Source organism: Pseudomonas sp. LBUM1678 (assembly GCF_059695575.1).
The window spans coordinates 1637962-1652602 of sequence record NZ_CP166775.1 but is presented as its reverse complement, the minus strand read 5'-3'; the positions used below and the strand labels follow the sequence as shown (position 1 = coordinate 1652602).

20 protein-coding genes are annotated in these 14641 nt (G+C 55.8%); 8 read left to right on the top strand and 12 right to left on the bottom strand.

Features of this window, described 5'->3' with window-relative positions:
- Window positions 1–81 precede the first annotated feature (81 nt).
- The 3 genes from ACA070_RS07450 (at window position 82) to ACA070_RS07440 (ending at window position 2578) form a co-directional block, all read left to right on the top strand.
- Window positions 82–1461 carry a sodium:solute symporter family protein gene (locus tag ACA070_RS07450; protein ID WP_497450639.1) on the top strand — a complete coding sequence of 460 codons (1380 nt, stop codon included), beginning with the start codon at window positions 82–84 and terminating at the stop codon, window positions 1459–1461.
- An 84-nt stretch (window positions 1462–1545) separates the two neighbouring features.
- The gene (locus ACA070_RS07445) at window positions 1546–2271 is read left to right on the top strand and encodes an MBL fold metallo-hydrolase (protein WP_497450638.1); all 726 of its coding nucleotides are present in this window, start codon (window positions 1546–1548) and stop codon (window positions 2269–2271) included.
- Between the two features lie 55 nt (window positions 2272–2326).
- On the top strand, window positions 2327–2578 hold the full coding sequence (locus ACA070_RS07440) for an acyl carrier protein (protein WP_497450637.1): 252 nt from the start codon (window positions 2327–2329) through the stop codon (window positions 2576–2578).
- Between the two features lie 201 nt (window positions 2579–2779).
- Here the strand turns inward: ACA070_RS07440 and ACA070_RS07435 are convergent, their stop codons facing one another.
- Window positions 2780–2908, bottom strand: a complete 129-nt coding sequence (locus ACA070_RS07435; protein ID WP_007914492.1) for a PA1414 family protein — start codon at window positions 2906–2908, stop codon at window positions 2780–2782.
- A gap of 139 nt (window positions 2909–3047) precedes the next feature.
- On the bottom strand, window positions 3048–3941 hold the full coding sequence (gene ptrR / locus ACA070_RS07430) for a putrescine utilization regulator PtrR (RefSeq protein WP_497450636.1): 894 nt from the start codon (window positions 3939–3941) through the stop codon (window positions 3048–3050).
- A gap of 103 nt (window positions 3942–4044) precedes the next feature.
- Between ptrR and ACA070_RS07425 the strand changes: the two genes are divergently transcribed.
- The gene (locus ACA070_RS07425) at window positions 4045–5226 is read left to right on the top strand and encodes an MFS transporter (protein WP_497450635.1); all 1182 of its coding nucleotides are present in this window, start codon (window positions 4045–4047) and stop codon (window positions 5224–5226) included.
- Here the strand turns inward: ACA070_RS07425 and ACA070_RS07420 are convergent.
- Both ACA070_RS07420 and ACA070_RS07415 read right to left on the bottom strand, forming a co-directional pair.
- Window positions 5171–6103 (bottom strand): DMT family transporter, encoded by a 933-nt coding sequence (locus ACA070_RS07420; RefSeq protein ID WP_497450634.1) that lies wholly within the window; start codon window positions 6101–6103, stop codon window positions 5171–5173. The two genes, ACA070_RS07425 and ACA070_RS07420, sit on opposite strands and share 56 nt — an antisense overlap.
- A gap of 337 nt (window positions 6104–6440) precedes the next feature.
- Window positions 6441–7277, bottom strand: a complete 837-nt coding sequence (locus ACA070_RS07415) for a CvfB family protein (RefSeq protein ID WP_461980169.1) — start codon at window positions 7275–7277, stop codon at window positions 6441–6443.
- A 352-nt stretch (window positions 7278–7629) separates the two neighbouring features.
- Here ACA070_RS07415 and ACA070_RS07410 point away from each other — a divergent pair, with 352 nt between their 5' ends.
- The 3 genes from ACA070_RS07410 (at window position 7630) to ACA070_RS07400 (ending at window position 9701) form a co-directional block, all read left to right on the top strand.
- The gene (locus ACA070_RS07410; RefSeq protein WP_017337097.1) at window positions 7630–7818 is read left to right on the top strand and encodes a PFL_1563 family small protein; all 189 of its coding nucleotides are present in this window, start codon (window positions 7630–7632) and stop codon (window positions 7816–7818) included.
- Between the two features lie 219 nt (window positions 7819–8037).
- The gene (locus ACA070_RS07405; RefSeq protein WP_497394871.1) at window positions 8038–8754 is read left to right on the top strand and encodes a TorF family putative porin; all 717 of its coding nucleotides are present in this window, start codon (window positions 8038–8040) and stop codon (window positions 8752–8754) included.
- A 77-nt stretch (window positions 8755–8831) separates the two neighbouring features.
- On the top strand, window positions 8832–9701 hold the full coding sequence (locus ACA070_RS07400; protein ID WP_497450633.1) for a DUF6279 family lipoprotein: 870 nt from the start codon (window positions 8832–8834) through the stop codon (window positions 9699–9701).
- Window positions 9702–9841: 140 nt separating this feature from the next.
- On the opposite strand, the gene ACA070_RS07395 is transcribed toward ACA070_RS07400, so the two are convergent.
- Complete coding sequence (locus tag ACA070_RS07395; RefSeq protein WP_462026083.1) at window positions 9842–10231, bottom strand: transcriptional regulator; 390 nt, start codon at window positions 10229–10231, stop codon at window positions 9842–9844.
- Between the two features lie 178 nt (window positions 10232–10409).
- Here ACA070_RS07395 and ACA070_RS07390 point away from each other — a divergent pair, with 178 nt between their 5' ends.
- Entirely contained in the window at window positions 10410–11144 is a 735-nt protein-coding gene (locus ACA070_RS07390) for a DUF899 domain-containing protein (protein ID WP_497450632.1), read from the top strand.
- Between the two features lie 6 nt (window positions 11145–11150).
- Here the strand turns inward: ACA070_RS07390 and ACA070_RS07385 are convergent, their stop codons facing one another.
- The 7 genes from ACA070_RS07385 to ACA070_RS07355 form a co-directional block, all read right to left on the bottom strand.
- The gene (locus tag ACA070_RS07385) at window positions 11151–11375 is read right to left on the bottom strand and encodes a hypothetical protein (RefSeq protein WP_497450631.1); all 225 of its coding nucleotides are present in this window, start codon (window positions 11373–11375) and stop codon (window positions 11151–11153) included.
- Between the two features lie 165 nt (window positions 11376–11540).
- A complete protein-coding gene (locus ACA070_RS07380) occupies window positions 11541–11870 on the bottom strand; it encodes a hypothetical protein (RefSeq protein ID WP_497450630.1) in 330 nt (109 codons plus the stop codon).
- Between the two features lie 3 nt (window positions 11871–11873).
- Window positions 11874–12080 carry a DNA/RNA non-specific endonuclease gene (locus ACA070_RS07375; protein WP_497450629.1) on the bottom strand — a complete coding sequence of 69 codons (207 nt, stop codon included), beginning with the start codon at window positions 12078–12080 and terminating at the stop codon, window positions 11874–11876.
- 381 nt (window positions 12081–12461) lie between these two features.
- A complete protein-coding gene (locus tag ACA070_RS07370) occupies window positions 12462–12665 on the bottom strand; it encodes a hypothetical protein (protein ID WP_497450628.1) in 204 nt (67 codons plus the stop codon).
- A 421-nt stretch (window positions 12666–13086) separates the two neighbouring features.
- A complete protein-coding gene (locus ACA070_RS07365; protein ID WP_497450627.1) occupies window positions 13087–13497 on the bottom strand; it encodes a hypothetical protein in 411 nt (136 codons plus the stop codon).
- A 14-nt stretch (window positions 13498–13511) separates the two neighbouring features.
- Entirely contained in the window at window positions 13512–13748 is a 237-nt protein-coding gene (locus ACA070_RS07360; protein WP_497450626.1) for an EndoU domain-containing protein, read from the bottom strand.
- Between the two features lie 207 nt (window positions 13749–13955).
- Complete coding sequence (locus ACA070_RS07355; protein WP_497450625.1) at window positions 13956–14585, bottom strand: hypothetical protein; 630 nt, start codon at window positions 14583–14585, stop codon at window positions 13956–13958.
- Between the last annotated feature and the right edge of the window lie 56 nt (window positions 14586–14641).

The following is a 14641-nucleotide window of genomic DNA, read 5'->3' as shown; positions in this document are numbered from 1 at the left end:
GAGCAAGCCCGCTCCCACAGAGAGCAACCCCACTGAACATCTTTGTTTCACCATAAAAAAGACAATCGGAGACCCGCCATCATGGCTTTGGATTTATTCGTCGTTCTCATATACGCCGCCGCGATGCTGGTACTCGGCTACTTCGGCATGCGCAAGGCCAAGACCCATGAAGACTATTTGGTCGCCGGTCGCAACCTCGGCCCGGGTCTCTATATGGGCACCATGGCCGCTACCGTCCTGGGTGGTGCGTCCACTGTCGGCACCGTGCGTCTGGGCTACGTCCATGGCATTTCCGGTTTCTGGCTCTGCGCCGCACTGGGTTGCGGGATCGTGGCGCTGAACCTGTTCCTCGCCAAACCGCTGCTGAAACTGAAGGTATTCACTGTTACCCAGGTGTTGGAAAAGCGCTATAACCCAATGGCTCGTACGGCGAGCGCGACCATCATGCTGGCCTATGCACTGATGATCGGCGTGACGTCGATCCTGGCGATCGGCACCGTTCTGGAAGTGCTGTTCGGCCTGCCGTTCTGGGTCTCGATACTGCTCGGCGGTGGGGTGGTGGTGATTTACTCGACCATCGGTGGCATGTGGTCCCTGACCCTGACCGACATCGTCCAGTTCGGTATCCAGACCGTGGGCCTGATGTTCCTGTTGTTGCCGATCTGCCTGTACCGTGTCGGTGGCTGGGATCAACTGGTTGCCCAATTGCCCGCCGCCAGCTTCAGCTTCACCAGCATCGGCTGGGACACCATCATCACCTACTTCATGATCTACTTTTTTGGCATCCTGATCGGTCAAGACATCTGGCAACGGGTGTTCACCGCACGCAGCGAGAAAGTCGCCAAGTACGCGGGCACGTCTGCCGGAATCTACTGCATTGTCTACGGGCTGGTGTGTGCGCTGATCGGCATGGCTGCTCATGTGCTGATTCCGGACCTGGACAACGTCAACAATGCCTTTGCCGCCATCGTCAAAGTGTCCCTGCCGGACGGTATCCGCGGCCTGGTAATCGCTGCAGCACTGGCGGCCATGATGTCCACCGCCAGCGCCGGCCTGCTCGCCGCATCCACCACACTCAGCGAAGACCTGCTGCCGAAGCTGCGTGGCGGCAAGCAATCGAATGTGAATGTTAACCGTCTGTTCACCCTGCTCACTGGCATCGTCGTGCTGGGCATCGCACTCGTAGTCAATGATGTGATCAGCGCACTGACCCTGGCCTACAACCTGTTGGTGGGCGGCATGCTGATCCCGTTGATGGGCGCTATCTACTGGAAACGCGCCACTACGGCCGGCGCGATCACCAGTATGGCGCTGGGCTTCGTCACCGCGCTGGTGTTCATGTTCAAGGACGGTATGGACGCCAACACCCCGATCTACTACAGCCTCGGCGTGGGTCTGGTGAGTTTCGTGGTGGTCAGCTTGCTGTCACGTCGTCCGACATCGGTAGCGAGCGCCATCTAAGCTTCTATAACGACTTGATGCTTTCTTCGACGGGTGTGGCGTCGGTTGCCACACCCGTTTTTTTTCGTCTGAAGGAAACTGCTTATGAAGATCGTCAGCCGCGATCAGTGGTTCGAGGTCAAACAGCTCAGTGACGGCATTCGGCTGATTCACGAGCCTTACATCCGGCCCTTCTATCGCTGCAACCTCTGGCACATTCAGGGTCGCGACAGGGACTTGCTGCTGGACAGCGGCTCCGGGCTGGTGAGCCTGCGCGAGCAACTGCCGTGGATCACCGAGCGGCCGCTGGTGGCGGTGGCCAGTCATTGCCATTTCGACCACATCGCCGGGCATCACGAATTTCCGGAACGGCTGGTGCATCCGGCCGAGGCCGACATCCTGGCGGCACCTGACGGCGAAAACGATTTGAGCCGGGCGTTTGTCGGTGACGACATGTTCGAGGCGCACCCGGACTGCCCGCTGTGCTACGCCGAATACCGGGTCAAAGCCGCACCGGCCACGGGGATGATTGAAGAAGGCGACGTGCTGGATCTGGGCAACCGCGTGCTGCACGTGCTGCACACGCCGGGGCATTCACCGGGTGGCATCAGCTTGTATGAAGCCGCGACCGAGACCCTGTTCAGCGGCGACATCATCTACGACGGTCCGCTGATCGAAGACGCCTACCACTCCAATCTCGACGACTACGCCCGCAGCCTGCAACGCTTGCGCGCGCTGCCGATCCGCACGGTACACGGCGGGCATTTCGGCAGTTTTTCCGGGGAACATTTGCGCACCATGATTGACGAGTGGCAGCGCTCACACGCCTGAAGCCTGCTGTACTCATGGACAGGGACAACAACAATAACGCCCTCGAAGAACAACCATGAAAAGAGCTGCCGTTCGTGCCGCCGTGCATCGTTTCATCAGCCGCCTGCTGGAGGGTCAGGTTGACTTCGACGACAACGCCAGCCTGGCGCAGTTGGGATTGGATAAACAGGATATCGAAGAGCTGATCTTCCATTTGGAGGATGAGCTGGGGTTGACGGCGTTTACGGCGGAGGAAGACCGGATGCTCAAGGAAGCCAGGACGGCGAATGACTTGAGTCGGTTTTTGATGGAGATTGGGCGGGATTGATTACGAATGCCAAACGCGCGCTCAAGGTAGACAGTGGACGTGTGGCGAGGGAGCTTGCTCCCGTTCGGCTGCGCAGCAGTCGCCAATCCTGCCGTGTACCAACTGACAATTCAGGGCTACCAAGGGGCGCTGCGCGCCCCAGCGGGAGCAAGCTCCCTCGCCACAGATGATTTGCCAGGATTGAGCCCGTGAGCCTCAGACTTACCGCCGGCGCTGCTGGCGTCGACGCTGTTCGTCGTCAGTGCGAATAGGCACAGGTTGCAGAGGCGGTTCAATCAAACCGAGTGCAACACCCAGATCGTGCAGCCAGTTTTGGATTTTCTCTTTCATGGTGCCCCCTTCAGGGTAGTGCCGAGCGACCGGAATTCTGTGGCCCCTTCGCACTGATAATAGTCCGAAGTCCTACGCATTGCTCGCCCAAATCCGCAATGATCTGTTACTGAATTGATCAAAATACCTGACCGATAGTTCAAGCGATCGCCAAGGCCTGAATCGACGCCGACGGATAGACCGCCTGTTGCTGCTCAATCCACGCGTTCAGGTTGGCCCCGACCATGCCCTTGCGCCACATCAGCCAGGTCGTCGCGCGGGCGAACGGTTCCGCCAACGGGTGCACCGCCACGCTTTCGCGGCCCGGCAGGCTGGCAAGCATCGACTCCGACATCAGCGCTACGCCCGAGCCGGCAATCACACACGCCAGCATGCCCGGATAGGATTCGATCTCCATCGCCCGGCCCATGGCCGCGTGATCATGGGCGAACCAGGCTTCCAGGCGCATCCGGTACGAACAGCCCTGACGAAAGGTAAACACCGACCGTCCTTCCACATCCAGGGCGTTGCGTATCGGCGGGTGATCGGCCTCGCTGATCAGCACCAGCCGCTCGTCGCATAACGGCACACCGTCCAGACCGGCCAGCTCCAGCGGGCCGTCCACCAGCGCCGCATCGAGACGACCGGTGAGCAAGCCTTCAAGCAATTCGCCACTGGGCCCGGACTGCACTTGCAGGTTCACCGCCGGGTAAGTGCGGTGATAACGCGCCAACAATCCCGGCAGATGAATCGCCGCCGTGCTGTACATGGTGCCCAGCACGAAGTCCCCTGCTGGTTGCCCGCCCTGCACCGCTGCCTGGGCTTCATCGTGCAGATTGAACAGCTTGGCGGTGTAGTCCAGCAGGACTTTTCCCGCAGGCGACAACTGCAAACGCTGACGCTCACGGACGAAGAGTTCTACGCCGAGCTGTTCTTCAAGTTGTTTAAGCCGCGTCGACAGGTTCGAGGGCACCCGATGCAAACGTTCGGCAGCTCGGGTGATCGAGCCTTCCTGCGCCACGGCCTGGAAGATTCGCAATTGGCTGAATTCCACGATCTTCTCCAAATCAGAACAAGTTACTCACTATTATTCATTTTTAAAGAAAGTCAATCAGTCTTAGCCTGATGGTCATTGATCCATTGCCGGAACCCAGACCATGCCTCCGCTGATTCGCTTACTCGCCAGTTTTATTGCCCTGATGATGGCCATGGGCATCGGGCGCTTCGCCCTCACGCCGCAAATGCCGCACTTGCTCAGTGAAGGTCAGGTCGACCTGACCGCCGCCGGTCTGATTGCCGCCGCCAACTACCTCGGCTACTTCGTCGGTGCCGTGGACGCCATGTTCTCTCGCCGTCCCGAACAGGTCCGGCGGCGACTACTGGGTGGTTTGTGGCTGTGCGTGCTGCTGACACTGGCGTCGTTCTGGGCCAACGGGTTCTGGTCGCACCTGGCCCTGCGATTCGGTACCGGCGTGGCCAGCGCCTGGGTGCTGGTGATGATTACGGCGTTGAGCCAGCCACTGGCAGCCGCCGCCGGTCGCCCGCGCCTTGGCGCTCTGGTATTTGCCGGACCGGGTTTGGGAATTTTTCTGACAGGGTTGTTGGCCTTGGGCTCGCACCTGCTGGGGCAGACGTCTGCAACCTTGTGGCTGGTCTATGCCGGTGTCGCACTGGTGATGCTGTTGGGCATTCTGCCGTTTTTGCCGCAACCGACCGCGACTGTCGTTGTGGCACAGAGTGCAGTCACATCCAGCCATCAAGGCATTGGACGTTTAGGGGTGATCTACGGGTTGTACGGTTTGGGCTACATCATCCCCGCCACGTTCCTCTCGCAAATGGCCAGCGCACAGTTTCATGGCCAATGGCAGGCCGACCTGTTCTGGCCGTGCTTCGGCCTGGCGTCGGCCATCGGGGTGGTGCTGGTCAGTCTGCGTCGACCCCATCCGAATGGCACTCGCCACTGGCTGATTGCGACCTTATGGCTCCAGGCGGCCGGCGTCTTCGCCTGCCTGTTGGGCAGCGGGCCAGGTCTGGCGCTGGGGGTGATTCTTTGCGGCACGCCGTTCCTGGCCTGCATGCAACTGGTGATGCAACGTTCTCGGGAACTGGCGCCCCACGCCACCCAACGCAACGCCGGGCTGCTGACGGCGTGCTTCGCTGTGGGTCAACTCGCCGGACCGTTGCTGGCAGCGATGAGCAGCCATTTCAGCGGTGGTTTGCAGCCAGCGCTGGTGGTCGCCGGCAGCGGCTTGCTTGTGGCCGGCGGTTTGTTGTTGCGTCCGGTCAATGCTGCCCAAGGGCTCTGCGCAAACGACGGCGGACCCACTGTTCAGCGCTGACAAACGTGATGCCCAGCAGCACCAGCACCGCACCAATGACGAAGTTCATGCTCAATTCTTCACCCAGCAGCACCACGCCGAACGTGACACCAAACAGCGGCGTCATGAACGAAAACACCGCCAGGTTCGCGGCCAGGTAACGGCGCAACAGCCAGAACCACGTCAGGTAACTGAAGAACGACACGACCAATCCCTGGAACAGCACACTCGCCACCGCCACGGTGGTCAAGCTGACATGGGTCACCTGGCCGCTGAGGATAGCGATCAGCAGCAGCCCGACGAAGCCGACGATCAGTTGATAAAACAGGGTCAGCGTGACGGGGGCTTCGGACAGTCGCGAGGCGCGCACCACCACCGTGGTCGCGCCCCAGGATGCGCCGGCCAACACGCCCAACGCATCGCCCATCAACATGCGGTGATCGAGGTTGTCCCAGGACACGCCGCCGGCAAACGCGATGGCGATCCCGACGAAGGCGAGGAAAATCCCCAGCCACTGCACGGGTCTCAAACGTTCACTCGGCAGCAGCCAGTGCACGCCCAACGCGGTAAAAATCGGTGCGGTGTAAAGGAACACCGACATGTGTGCGGCCGTGGTCAGTTGCAAGCCTTCGGAAATGAAGAAGAACTCCAGGCCAAACAGCGCACCGGCCAGCAAGCCGCCACGCCAGGTGCTACTGACCTGGTCCCAGCCGCCCTTCCAGCAGATCAACAATCCTACGAGTAATGCGGAAATACCCGACCGCCCCGCCGCTTGCATGACCGGCGCGATATCGGGCGCCGCCCATTTGATCATCACCTGCTGCACACCCCAGATCAGGCACAACCCGATCATCACTTGCAGGGCAAACCCATCGGCGCTACGCCGGGGGGCGCTCACCGGAAGACCTCGACAACACACAACATGGCAATAACTCGGCAGTAAAAAAGCAAAGCCCCGGCGCAGGTCGTAATGCTGTTCACTTAAGCGCGGGCACTCATTTGTGGCGAGGGGATTTATCCCCGTTCGGCTGCGAAGCAGTCGTAAATCCAGACAACTCGGTCTGTCTGAACGGGCGCAGGGGGCCGCTTCGCAGCCCAACGGGGATAAATCCCCTCGCCACAGGTTCTCGCTCGACTGATGCTTGTCTTAAGTGAACAGCATTACGGCGCAGGTCGGGGCCTTTTTCGTCACAGTCCAACCCGATGTAAGCTCGTTACAAAGGGCCAGCGCGAAGTCAGCTTAGTTCAATGCGATCCGCATGAATGACGATCTGGCCATTCTTGTACAGCGCACCGATAGCCTTCTTGAAGTTGCCTTTGCTGACACCAAACATGCTGGTGATCACCGTCGGGTCGCTCTTGTCGCTGACCGGCAGGGTGCCGTTGTTGTCACGCAACTTGGCGAGGATCTTCGAGTTAAGACTGGTGGCCGCTTCTTCGCCTACCGGTTGCAGGCTCAGGCTGATCTTGCCGTCGGCACGGACTTCTTTGATAAAGCCCTTCTCTTCCTTGCCGGCGCGCATGAACTTGAAGATTTCGTTCTTGTGGATCAGGCCCCAGTGCTTGTTGTTGATGATTGCCTTGAAGCCCATGTCGGTCGCTTCGGCCACCAGCAAATCAACTTCCTGGCCTGGGGTGTAGTTGGCCGTGGTTTTGTCGAGGTAGCGGTCCAGGCGCGCCGTCGCGGTGATGCGGCGGGTGTGTTTGTCGAGGTAGACGTGCACCACGACGTACTCGCCTGCCGTCATCTGGCGCTTTTCTTCGGAGTACGGCAGCAGCAGATCCTTCGGCAGACCCCAATCCAGGAAGACACCGATGCTGTTGACTTCAACGACTTTCAAACTGGCGAATTCACCGACCTGAACTTTCGGCGTTTCCGTAGTTGCGATGAGTTTGTCATCGCTGTCCAGATAAACAAAAACGTTGAGCCAATCTTCATCTTCGCTGGGAATATCTTTGGGAATATAACGATTAGGCAGGAGGATTTCGCCGTCCGCGCCACCGTCAAGATATAAACCGAAGTTAGTGTGTTTAACCACTTGCAAACTGTTGTAGCGCCCGACTAAAGCCATTTCCAATACCCTCATTGCGTGGGCGGCATTCTACCCGTTTTTGCGAGCGGCGTTTCTATGGCCGGCCCGGTGACACCAGAAATTCTTCTCAAGGCCTTCATTTTCCTTGGCTCCGTCTCAGGCCTTTGGCCGCTCGTCAGGCCGAACGGGTGAATGCCACCCCTGCCAGACCATCAGGACCCCTGACGTTTCTACCGTCGTTCTTAGTTAAAACAGCAGCTTAGGGGCGTATTTCTAATATTAACTTGTGAGTAATTGTGCCCCTACGATGTGTATTTTGAGGGGATATTTGCCAAGCAATTGTCAAGTATTTCCTGTACGATGCCTGGCCAAGTTAATTTTCTACAGGTTAATGGCCGCCATGCGTGTAAAAGCATCCAACAGCAAAGCAAAGCCAGCTCCAGCCGTTGAAACCAGCGAATCGATCAACAACCAGATTGCTGCGTTCCTCAAGTCCGGCGGCGAGATCCAGCAAATTGCCAAAGGCGTCAGCGGCCAGACGTTCGGCCCGTCCAAGCAGATCACTTTGGGCAAGAAGTAACACTCCCCCAAAGATCCGCCGCATCACCTGGTCCGTAAGCGCTTTGAGCTTCGAAGCGCTTGGACTGGAACCTTCCCGCAACACCCCGCCAAACCCACCCATATTTCAAAAATCGACGAACGGCCTTCAATGCCGAGCATTCGCCGGTATGCTTGCACACGTCTAGATCAAGCGTTTCAGTAGGTTTCGTTCCTGCTCCCCGCTGTCATGGAGTGACGCATGCTCAAACCCTCCTGTTTATTGCTCGGCAGTCTGCTGTCGTGTTCGGTCGCCAACGCGCAAATCTTTCAGCGTGAATTGGGCGACTTCGATCTCAAACTCGGCACCACCCCCAGCCGCAGCATGGCCCAGGGGCTGGTCAAGCCTTCCAGCACCGGCTCGTTCCACGGTGGTCTCGACCTGAGCCACGACAGCGGTTTTTACGTGGGCCAGTGGGCGCCGAGCATGGGGTTATCGCAGGGAGCCAAACTCGAAGTCGACTCCTACATGGGCTTTAAACAGCCTTTCGATAATACCCTCGGGTACGAAGTCGGCCTGATCCGTTACAGCTATCCGAAAGTAGACACCCTCGACAGCCAGGAGCTTTTCGGTGGCCTGACCTTTCTCGGCAGCCGTTTCGGCGCTGCGTTCAGCAACGACCCGGACAAACAGAACAGCACCGTATTCGCCGACCTGGGCGGAAATCAGCCGTTCGGTATCGGGATCAGCATGAAATACACCACCCACCAGCTCAACACGCCGGCGTCCGTCGACGGTGGGTATATCGGCAGTTTCACCGATTGGTCCGTGCAACTTTCCCGGCCGTTCATGGGCGTTGACCTCGACCTGATTTACAGCGACTCAAGCCTCAGCGGCAGCGACTGCTCGGCCTATTCCGGGCACAACACCCAATGCGATGGGCTGGTCACCCTCAAGGCCGAGCGCGCCTTCTATTGATCGGCTGAACTGCCGGGCACATTCTGCGTTCACATAAGAATCCACTAAAGAAGCCAGACCTTCGCAAGGACTCGCCCATGTCGCGCTGGTTGAAGTATCTCGCCGTCATCATCACGCTCAGTCTCGCCCTTGGCGCCTGTAGCCGCGTGGGCCTGGCCTACCGCAACCTCGACGTGATCATTCCGTGGACGCTCAGCGACTACCTGGACATGAACGGCGAACAGAAAGGCTGGTTCAACGAGCGCCTCAAGGAACACTTGAGTTGGCACTGCACTACGCAATTGCCGGGCTATCTCGACTGGCTGGACCGCTTGCAGACCATGGTCGAGACCAATCAGGTCACCGAAGCCGCGCTGCAAACTCGCACTCAGGAAGCTAAAGCCGCCATCGCCCAGACCGCCCGGGAAATCACGCCTTCGGCGATCGAGTTGTTACAGGGACTGGATGACAAGCAAGTCGCGGAAATGAACGACGCCTTCGCCAAGGATCAACGCAAACGCCAGGAGGATTACGTTAAACCGTCTCTTGACCAGCAGATCAAGCAGCGCGCCGAGCGCATGGAAAAGCGCTTGAATGACTGGTTGGGTCCGCTCAGCCCGACCCAGCAACAACGGGTGGTGGCCTGGTCGAACGCCTTGGGTGACCAGAACACGCAATGGATCGCCAACCGTGTCCATTGGCAGAAGCAGTTCAGTGCGGCGGTTTCGCAGCGCCAGAGTCCGGAATTCCCACAGCGCATCGAGACGCTTCTGGTGAATCGTGAGAGTTTATGGACGCCGGCGTACCGTCAGGCCTACGCCAACACCGAAGCGCAGGCCCGAGGATTGATGGTGGATTTGATGGCCGAGAGCACGCCGGCTCAGCGCCAGCGGCTGTTGAAAAAGATCGAAGGGGTGCGCAAGGATTTCAACGATTTGAAATGCCTGAAAGCCGCCAAACAAGGCTAAACACAATACAAATCAAAATGTGGGAGTGAGCCTGCTCGCGATTGCGGAGTGTCAGACAACGACGATGTCGACTGACACTCCGCAATCGCGAGCAGGTCGAATCGTCGCACCGTCACTCCCACATTAGTTATCGGTGCTCTTCAGGCAATCTGCGCCTTCGACGCCACCTCATCAAACGTCACCTCGTCCAGCGCATCTTCCTGCTCATCCAATACCTGGCGCGGATGGTCATTACCCGGAATGCTGCTGTCGATCAGGCTCAACAGACTCGAACCACGCGCCGTCAAAATGTAATTGGAGCCGGTGCCGCCCTGCTCTTCGGGCCGAGGCTCGATATATCCGCGCTCCAGCAGTAATTTTTCGTACTCGCCGGCCACCGCTTTCAGGTGATCCAGATTTTCAGTCTCTTCGCCTTCCGACGCTTTCTCCGCCGCGTACTGCTCGGCATACGGTCGCGGCGTAAAACTGGCCTCACCGTGTTGCACTTCGTGCAGCAAGCGTTCAATCAAATCCCAGTTGTAAGTTGTCATCCTGATTCAACCTCCAAAGCCTGTGAGTAAGATGGCCTTCTTAAGTTGTGACCGGCACCGTGCGCAGCCGTTCAGCCGAGTTTTTTTCGGCTACTGACCGACGGCATGTCGAATTGGGCGTAGGTCAAACGACTAGGCTGTGTAAGTCGCCTCCCTGCATTGCGAAGGAGAACAACTGATGAACGTTCAGAATCATCCCGTCGTGTCCCGCGAAGAATGGCTCGCCGCCCGTAAACAACACCTGGCCCACGAAAAAGCCTTCACCAAAGAACGAGACAAACTCAGCGCCGAACGCCGCGCCCTGCCTTGGGTGAAAATCGACAAGGACTACCACTTCCAAGGCGCCGACGGCGAACTGAAACTCGCCGACCTGTTCGGCGGCCGCAGCCAATTGGTCATCTACCACTTCATGTTCGCCGCCGGATGGGACGAAGGCTGCCCCGGCTGCTCGTTCCTGTCCGACCACATCGACGGCGCCAACCAGCACCTGGCCCACCATGACGTCGCCGTGGTGGCGGTTTCCCACGCACCGTTCGCCGAATTCCAGGCCTTCAAACGGCGCATGGGCTGGAAATTCGACTGGGTGTCGTCAGAAGGCTGCGATTTCAACTACGACTTCGGCGTCACCGCCCGAGCCGAAGACGTCGCTGCCGGCAAAGCCACCTACAACTACGAAAAATCCGACGGCGCCGAGGAAGAACTCCCTGGCCTTAGCGTGTTTTATCGCAACGAGACCGGCGAAATCTTCCACACCTATTCCACCTATGCTCGAGGCCTCGACATGTTGGTCGGGGCTTATAACTACCTCGACCTCATGCCAAAGGGGCGCAATGAAGAGCAGATCATGGAATGGGTGCAGCATCACGACAAATACGAAGACAAGACGTCGTCCAGCTGCTGCCACGGGGGATAGAGCGCGCTAAAACACATAACAACTTTCAGGCCGCAGGGTCTCGAAACGCCACGACCGGATCAAGCCATCGGCCGTGGTGTACACCGAGTAGCTGCAATCGAACAGCCAGTTGAAGTAGTAGCGATTACCGTCGCCCTCAACCACTCGCTCATAGCGGTGTTCGTGATTGTTCGGGGACCACAACATGACCTGACAGCGAACATCGCACGGGCCATTTTCGATGTTGGGCATGGGCTGCCCGACCAGGTTGTTTGCGCTATCGATCCATGCTGAACGAGAGGGTCCGCAAGCGGATAGCGACAGGGCTATCACTATCACAGCTAATTTTTGTGAATGAAAACGGGCGACCAATGGGTCGCCCGTTTCATGGGGACATTCTGCGTCAAGCCTGTCTTTTTAGTCATACTTGAAAGCAATTGCCAACTTGGCAGGCACAACTTTCAGTGTAATGGTGCAACCACTCCAGACGGGCAAACCGGCTGTCTTTCCACTCTCCTTGTATATTTTTCTCAGTTCAACCATGCTTTTCAGCAACCCCACATCTACATGACCGCTCTTTGGACTGAACCAGTCTTTCTTCCCGTGTTCATCAATGTAATCAAATAGCAATTGACAGTGATCATCCTCTGGAGAAATCTCGGCTTCAACTATAACTTCAACCGCCGAAGGCGGAGCGGTACCTAAGAGTATTTCTCCAATCTGCAGATAGATCTCGTCTTCACTCATCCGTCATACCCCTCCGGGCGCATTTACAAATGTTTGCCGAACTTCTCGTCCATTGCCAATTTTATAGGCTACAACAAAATGGTCAGGCCGAACACCAGGCCCCGAATACACGGGCTGAATCTGGCCTTTAACGGCTTTACCTTCATCGACAGCCTTGACCCAGGTGTTTTCCATTTTTTTCCAGACTCCTTTGTTCAAGTTGCCGTCCATGGGAACCAGGTTAATTTTTTCGCCTGGTCCATCCAGGATGCTGGCAATCAGATGCCCCCTTCATCCGCATCCAGACCGCACTTGCCAGCTTTGCACTGCTGATAGGTATTCCGATCTCTGGCGATGGCAGACAAATCGGCTTCGACAAATTCCACACACCCCTGACTATCGGTGTGAAACTCTTTGTTTCCGTCGACCTTATAGATGGTATTTGGCTCATAAAAGGGGACACATAAAAGGGGACAGATTTATTTTCCGGCCACACAGCAAAATAAATAAATCTGTCCCCTTTTCATTCACAGCAAAATAAATAAATCTGTCTTCTTTTCATTCTAGTCAAACAAATAAATCCGCCCCCCTTTTCTTTATAATGCTGATTGATTAATCCATCCAATCAACGTCAAAATCGGCTAGTTGGGCGTGAAGCCCTGCCTCGTGTTCAAACCAATAATCGAATCCTTCACCATCACTTTTTTTCAAGTACAGATAATACCCGCCGGTATCGCCGTAACGATCGTCATCAACAAGCACCTTCCAGCCAGAATATTCGCCATCAACAACAACACCCTCTCGAATTACAGCCATATCTATATCCTATTCCGTGTAAGGCACATGATTGTTACGGAGTAAAGGGGACAGATTTATTTTCCGGCCTCACAACCAAATAAAATAAATCCGTCCCCTTTTCTACAAGTTCTTCGAACTGCACGCGACCAACAAGAGCATGCTCGTTGATGCATGAGCGCCCTCTTCGACTAATGCGATGGCCTCCAGCAATCGGTCACAATTCTGCGGAATCTGCGCGATTGCACCTAGGACGCTGCAGACGTACAGGGTATAGCGCTGCGCATCGTCCTGCTCAGAAAACACCTCGGCCATAGCATGAAAACTTGTCGTGCATTGAGGTAGGTTCCCCCGGCGACGTGATAAAACTTAAGTTCCATGGGCATCCTTAAAATTTGGGGCCCCCTCAGGTTCCGTCCCCTGTTTGCGTTGCTCGTTTTTCTTATGGCAGTTTAAATGTAACTACTGACTCTTCCGACTCGGGCAATCCCAGAAAATACCTCCACTGCTCTAGAACAATTCGCCACTCCTCTAGAGTAAATTTTCCCTCAGGCTGCCCATTCCAATCGTCGTTGATGCGGATGTCGACTTGTACACCTGAGGCGTCCATGGTCAGCACAACATCGTTCCCGCCAGTTTCGACAGTCTGTTCCGAGCCGTTTTCGACAGATGCAATATAAGCAAGTAATTCATCGCATCGCTTTTGGGTCTGCGCAATAGCGTCAAGCACAGAGCATATATAGAGCTCATAGCGCGGGGCACTTTTTCCCGAAGAAACCGTCGCACCCCGGCAAAACAAATGCCCTAAAACAGCGTCATATCCCGCGTAAATATGGCAAAACTTCAGTTCCATTTCTCTCTCCTGCTTTAAGGTTTGTAGAGCGGGAAAACGGTTGCTCTTGGGGACGTGTACGCGGTTACTTTAACACCGGAAGGCGTCCAAGAAGTCCATCGTCTCCCACTTACTGTTTTCCTAGGACTATTCCAAGCGCCATCGATTTCATCTATCAATTGTGCTTTAGTCCACGAGGCAGGGAACATCGTATTTGTCGAATTGTTAGTCGTTTTGGTCAACCACTGACCTGGGTTTTTTCGGTCCGGCACCTGAACAGTGGCCTTATCAATAAAAGGGGACAGATTTATTTTCCGGCCTCACAGCCAAATAAAATAAATTTGTCACCTTTTCTATTTCAGCCAAATAAAATAAATCTGTCACCTTTTCTATTTTCTAAAAAAAAACTCTGTCCCCTTCACGATTCGTCTGCCCTATTCCGACACGACGAACGGTCCTTTAGCAGTCTTGCCGTTATATCAGCCCCCTTTAAAGTCATCGACAGTATTACCTTTCTCCCTCAGAAGTGACAGCACGAAAGGTTCATCTGCTTTTAGTAAAAAATCAATAGCATCAGTAATTTTCCAGCGATGCATGGCAGGATTATCTATTATCGAAACAAGATGTTCTTTTATAAGTGGCACGTACTCAAAAAATTGTTCTCGACTAACAAAGTCAAAAACACTGGCGATCTCAAAGGGCATGTGACCAGATAGCTTTATTATCTTGGACAGCGGAGCGTAGATTTGAGCTCTCGCCTCTTGTTCTCGACCACTATCAGCCGAGTTTGAATAATACCTAATAATAGTCATTAGCAACTGATGGTAGGTGTCATCATAATCACGCAACCTGTGAGGGTAGGAGTCTTCGATGCTCTTGTAATTATCCATGCACTGTTCCAACGCAAGAAGACCTAAATGTTCGCCCCAACTGGTCAGCAACTTGGCAGCTAAAAAGCGTTCCGTGTCGTCATTCGTATTTGACAACAAGTCCCTTACGGCATTGATCCTTCCCGTAGGAACATCTTCCAAATCAAGGTCTCCGGCATCAACGGCATAGTTAGCATGATCCGGCACGCTATTCAACAGGTCGTAGATTTTACGCTCCATCATCAACCTCGATTAGCTGGAGTAATATATGTGGACAGTCATGATCACCTTCCATA